Below are 4,207 nucleotides of genomic sequence, written 5' to 3'. Positions count from 1 at the left end.
AAGTACGATACAAGTTGAGAATGTCAAAGGCTTGATGCTTAACAGACTTTTTTTCTCATCACTCAGAGCCATCCCCAAACACCGTAGCCTTAGATTTGACGATTCTGTAAGTAATTAAAAGAGGCTGAAAGGCGCTACAATAAAAAAGATGATGATATATATTTAAAGTGATATTAGAGCTTCTTCCGACTGCCAACAGCTTAAGATTATAGAGGAGTTGCAAGTTATAGCTTTAGGGAGGTAGAAAACTTTAGTTAGAAAGTAACATTCTGAGTTATCTGTGCTTCTCATCGTTCATCACGCCATGTAAGATAAAACCACTTCAAATGACACCGTACTTCCTCTTTACCTCATCGATATTCTTCAGATAGATGTAATCTAAGACCGTACCAGAAGCCTCTCTAATCCTGACCGTATCGACCAGATCTTTAAATCTACCACCAGCCAAACCATCCGCTATCAGTGCGGCACCTTCTGCCGCTTCTTTAGCGACTACAGCGAACCTACCGACCTTCCTCACAGTACCAAATTTTGAAAGCCTCTTCGAAACTTCATCATAGATTTTATCGACCCTTGAAAGCCTACCTGAAATCAGAATTTCTTTGGGATTGGGTACAGAGGCCTTTATTGCAGCTACGCCTTTGACGATATTCTCCATCAGGGCCTCCCAAGCTACTTTATACCTACCGCCCAGCACCACTTTATCTGCAAACTCTTCCGGTGTAATGGATCCATCACCACTCGCTATATAGGCTGCACCACCTTGGAATAACAATTCCTTATCGAATGTATTTAAAAGGTATGCCAATTCACCATCCATCGCGCCCAAGGTGAGGAATCCGATACCACCAGTAGTACCACCGATCCCATCAACGACCTCACCATTCTCCACACCTATAATGGCGGTGAATCCAAAGCCGATCTCAACAAGTATGAGCGAGGTTTCCCTATAGCTTATGCCGAGCCTCTTTGCTTGATCGTAGATCGCCAATACTGTACAGCAGAGTTTATCGGCGGTGCCCATATCGATCTTATTCACCTTTCGATGCAGAGGTACTGTAGGTAGATGAATTACGCCCGGGATGAAGTATACGTTAAAACCTTCATCCTTCATCATCCTTACTAACTTTCTCAAACCGATCAACACACCAACCTTCAGATCATCGGGCCTTACCAGTATTGTAAGAAAGTGCTCCCTATCGGTGATCTGGCTGATGTGTGTTAATGGAAGGCCGTAGCCAGATGGGCCTACGATAAGATCAAGTTTACCCGCAGATCTGAGTAGATCGATCACGACCTTAGGATCCTTTGCAATTTCGATCGATGGTATGGTCGTATCCATGAAGACCCTTCCATCATCGAGCCCACAGAAATCGAAGCTCTTCGTTCCGGGATCTATACCTACAACCTTAACCAAGCCGATTTCACCTCTCTCTAATGGTATTTCTGAAGAATATTTAATATTTTATTTGGAGGAGTAAATTAGATCGATATGGATGCAATGGACTTCCCTGACGAAGTGATGAAGGCTGCGCAGTTAGCTACGTTGTTAGAGGTTAGTGGTACACCCAAACCCGGTAATGTGCATAGAAGTGCCGATTATCCCGATACAAGGTTTGAGCACTTTCTGGCCGGTGCTGTAGCTCTAGGACCAGTGATTAGAGATGTGACGATGGCTGGAATAAGGATGAAAGGCTCTTTGAGCGAGATAGGCATAGGGAGATATATCAAAAGGGCGATCTTTAATGTAAAGGCATCCCACAGAGGTGGTAATACACACCTTGGTACGATCCTTCTCTTCGTGCCTCTGGCCGCATCTGCTGGCTTAGCCTATGTGGAGAAAGGTAGGGTTGAAGTAGAGATCCTTCGTGAAGGAGTTGTCAAAGTATTAGAGGCTACGACCGTCGATGATGCGTTGGAGGCTACAAGGGGCCTATACGAAGCCGATGCTGCATTGGGTGTGTTGGATGATAAAGATATGGTAGATGTTACCAAGGTCGATGCCTACAGAGTTATCTTGGAGAAGGGGCTGAGCCTCTATGAATTGATGAAGTATGCATCTGAGTGGGATAATATTGCGAAGGAGTGGATTACAGGCTTAAGGATCTCCTTCGAAATCGGTTATCCAGAATTCGTGAGGGTTTATGAAGTTACTGGTGATATCAATACCGCTACAGTACATACATTCTTACGAATACTGGCCGAAGTACCCGATACATTCATCGCGAGGAAGGTCGGGTTCGAATTTACTCGAAATGTAAGAGAAGCAGTAAAGATAGGGCTTCCAGTGGCTGAAGAAGTTTCGAAGGAGGCTAGAGAGATTTTAAGAGTTGGAGGGTTGATGAGTGATGAAGGGAGGAAGAGGTTGATCATCTTAGATGGACGATTGAGAGGATCACGTAAAATACTCAATCCAGGTACTTCGGCCGATATCACTGGAGCCTCGTTGATGATCGCTATACTATCTGGATTAAGATTTTAAAAAAATAAAAATTTTGTAAATAAAAAATAAAAAATAAAGGGTTTTGATGGTCTCGATGTATCGTTTAGGCTTTAAATCTCGGCATAACTTCTTTGCTGATCAGCATGAGAGATTTACGTACATCTGGACCTACTGGCGATCCTACGACCAGTAGTGTGACTCCCAATTTGACTATCTTATCGATCTTCTCGATACAAACTTCTGGCGTTCCATAGATGGAGAAGCTATCGAGCATTTCGGTCGTAACCTGACCGAATGCCTCTTTCCATTGGCCTTTATTGATGGCATCTTTGATCGCTTGGGCAGATTCGGGCTTGATACCATGTGATTCGAGTATGTTTGGAGGGCATCCCGCCACGATGAATGCGACTATTGGTAAAGCTGCCTTTCGGGCCTTCTCCATATCCTCTGCTATCGATACAGATGTAGCGGCTGTGATCTCGATATCCTCCAACCTCCTACCCGCCTTCGTAACACCATCCTTCAGGCATTGTAGAGCGATTTCGAAGTCCTTTGGATGTGAAGCGTTGATCATCACACCATCGCCGAGCTCTGCAGCCAAACTTAGCATCTTCGGCCCTTGAGCACCGATAAATATCGGGATATTCTGCTTGGGCTTAAAGTTCATCCTCACATTCGGGACCACGAATCTACTACCTTCGAACTTTACCTTTCCCGTCGTGATGACACTCCTTATAATCTGGATCGCTTCCTTGACTGTAAGTAGGGGTTTTTCGTAGCTGGTGATCACAGATTCTAACGTAGTCTTATCACCGGGGCCTATTCCACATACCACTCTACCGGGGGCGATCTCATTGAGAGAAGCGAATATCTGAGCGGTGACGACGGGGTGTATCAAGTATGGATTCGTTACACCTGCACCCATCTTTATGCGCTCCGTATGAAGCGCTATCGTCGTAAGTATCGTGTATACATTACGATTAACGTAATGGTCGGTGATCCATACGTAATCGAAGCCCAACTTTTCAGCCAGTATTGCATAGTATACGGTCTTCCAGTATGGATCCATTGGGACGAGTTCAAGACCAAACTTTACCATACGCACCACCAACTATTTCAAGATCGATGCTACATTGCCCAACCCTAGATTGTTAAAGATTTCTACCACCTTCTCCTTCTCGATCATCGTTAGGGATTGAATCAGTAACTTCAGACCTTCTCTTGAAGCCAATTCATCTTTCATTGCAAGTCTGAGGAAGTCCTTACCGAATTCGCTGGGCAGATTATCGACCTTTTGGGACTTCAATAGTAGATTGATCAAGCCTTCCGACAGATCTTTATATGAGTTGATGGGTATCTTATTCAGAATATCCTCAACACTCACACCTATCCACTCCTCTCAACCTTCTTCGGCTTCTCCATCAATTTTACCTTGCTCAGTATGGTACCATCATCGTAGTGTGGCATTCGGGTAACGGCATCACCAGACTTCTCGATCTCACGTGCTTCATCGGCGAGTCTAGCGGCTTCTCTCAACATTTCATGAGCGGCCGTTACTAAGGGTATGTACCTCTCAGCTTCCTTTACTTTAAAGCAGCCCTCGACGGTGAGGTCTGCAACCCTCCTTGCCATTTCGTATGCAGCCATCGCCTTTGCGTACGCGTAGGGGTTATTGAAGCATGCCGCATTAACAGCCTTCACTTTATCGATTATGATTCTTGGTAATGTAACAGCTTCGCCCTTCTTAAGAGACTCTATCACTCT

5 protein-coding genes are annotated in these 4,207 nt (G+C 44.8%); 1 reads left to right on the top strand and 4 read right to left on the bottom strand.

What is annotated here, in order from left to right:
• Positions 1-322: 322 nt before the first annotated feature.
• Positions 323-1,417 (bottom strand): DUF1464 family protein, encoded by a 1,095-nt coding sequence (locus NZ896_06550; GenBank protein ID MCS7117106.1) that lies wholly within the window; start codon positions 1,415-1,417, stop codon positions 323-325.
• A gap of 75 nt (positions 1,418-1,492) precedes the next feature.
• Here NZ896_06550 and NZ896_06545 point away from each other — a divergent pair, with 75 nt between their 5' ends.
• Positions 1,493-2,482: a triphosphoribosyl-dephospho-CoA synthase gene (locus tag NZ896_06545; protein ID MCS7117105.1), complete on the top strand. Its 990-nt coding sequence runs from the start codon at positions 1,493-1,495 to the stop codon at positions 2,480-2,482.
• Between the two features lie 64 nt (positions 2,483-2,546).
• Here the strand turns inward: NZ896_06545 and mer are convergent, their stop codons facing one another.
• The 3 genes from mer to NZ896_06530 all read right to left on the bottom strand — a co-directional run.
• Positions 2,547-3,542: a 5,10-methylenetetrahydromethanopterin reductase gene (mer, locus tag NZ896_06540; GenBank protein MCS7117104.1), complete on the bottom strand. Its 996-nt coding sequence runs from the start codon at positions 3,540-3,542 to the stop codon at positions 2,547-2,549.
• A gap of 12 nt (positions 3,543-3,554) precedes the next feature.
• Positions 3,555-3,827, bottom strand: a complete 273-nt coding sequence (locus tag NZ896_06535; GenBank protein ID MCS7117103.1) for a hypothetical protein — start codon at positions 3,825-3,827, stop codon at positions 3,555-3,557.
• A gap of 2 nt (positions 3,828-3,829) precedes the next feature.
• The coding region (locus NZ896_06530) for a F420-dependent methylenetetrahydromethanopterin dehydrogenase (protein ID MCS7117102.1) at positions 3,830-4,207 on the bottom strand (378 nt) is incomplete at its 5' end.

It is taken from the genome of Nitrososphaerales archaeon, assembly GCA_025058425.1.
In the GTDB taxonomy this organism is placed as follows: Archaea; Thermoproteota; Nitrososphaeria; order Nitrososphaerales; family JANXEG01; genus JANXEG01.
This window is presented reverse-complemented; position numbering and strand designations above follow the sequence as displayed.

What these genes read in the sequence shown, in the direction of transcription:
- NZ896_06545 (MCS7117105.1), top strand. Translation starts at nt 1,493, where the DNA reads ATGGATGCAATGGACTTCCCTGACGAAGTGATGAAGGCTGCGCAGTTA.
- mer (MCS7117104.1), bottom strand. Translation starts at nt 3,542, where the DNA reads ATGGTAAAGTTTGGTCTTGAACTCGTCCCAATGGATCCATACTGGAAG.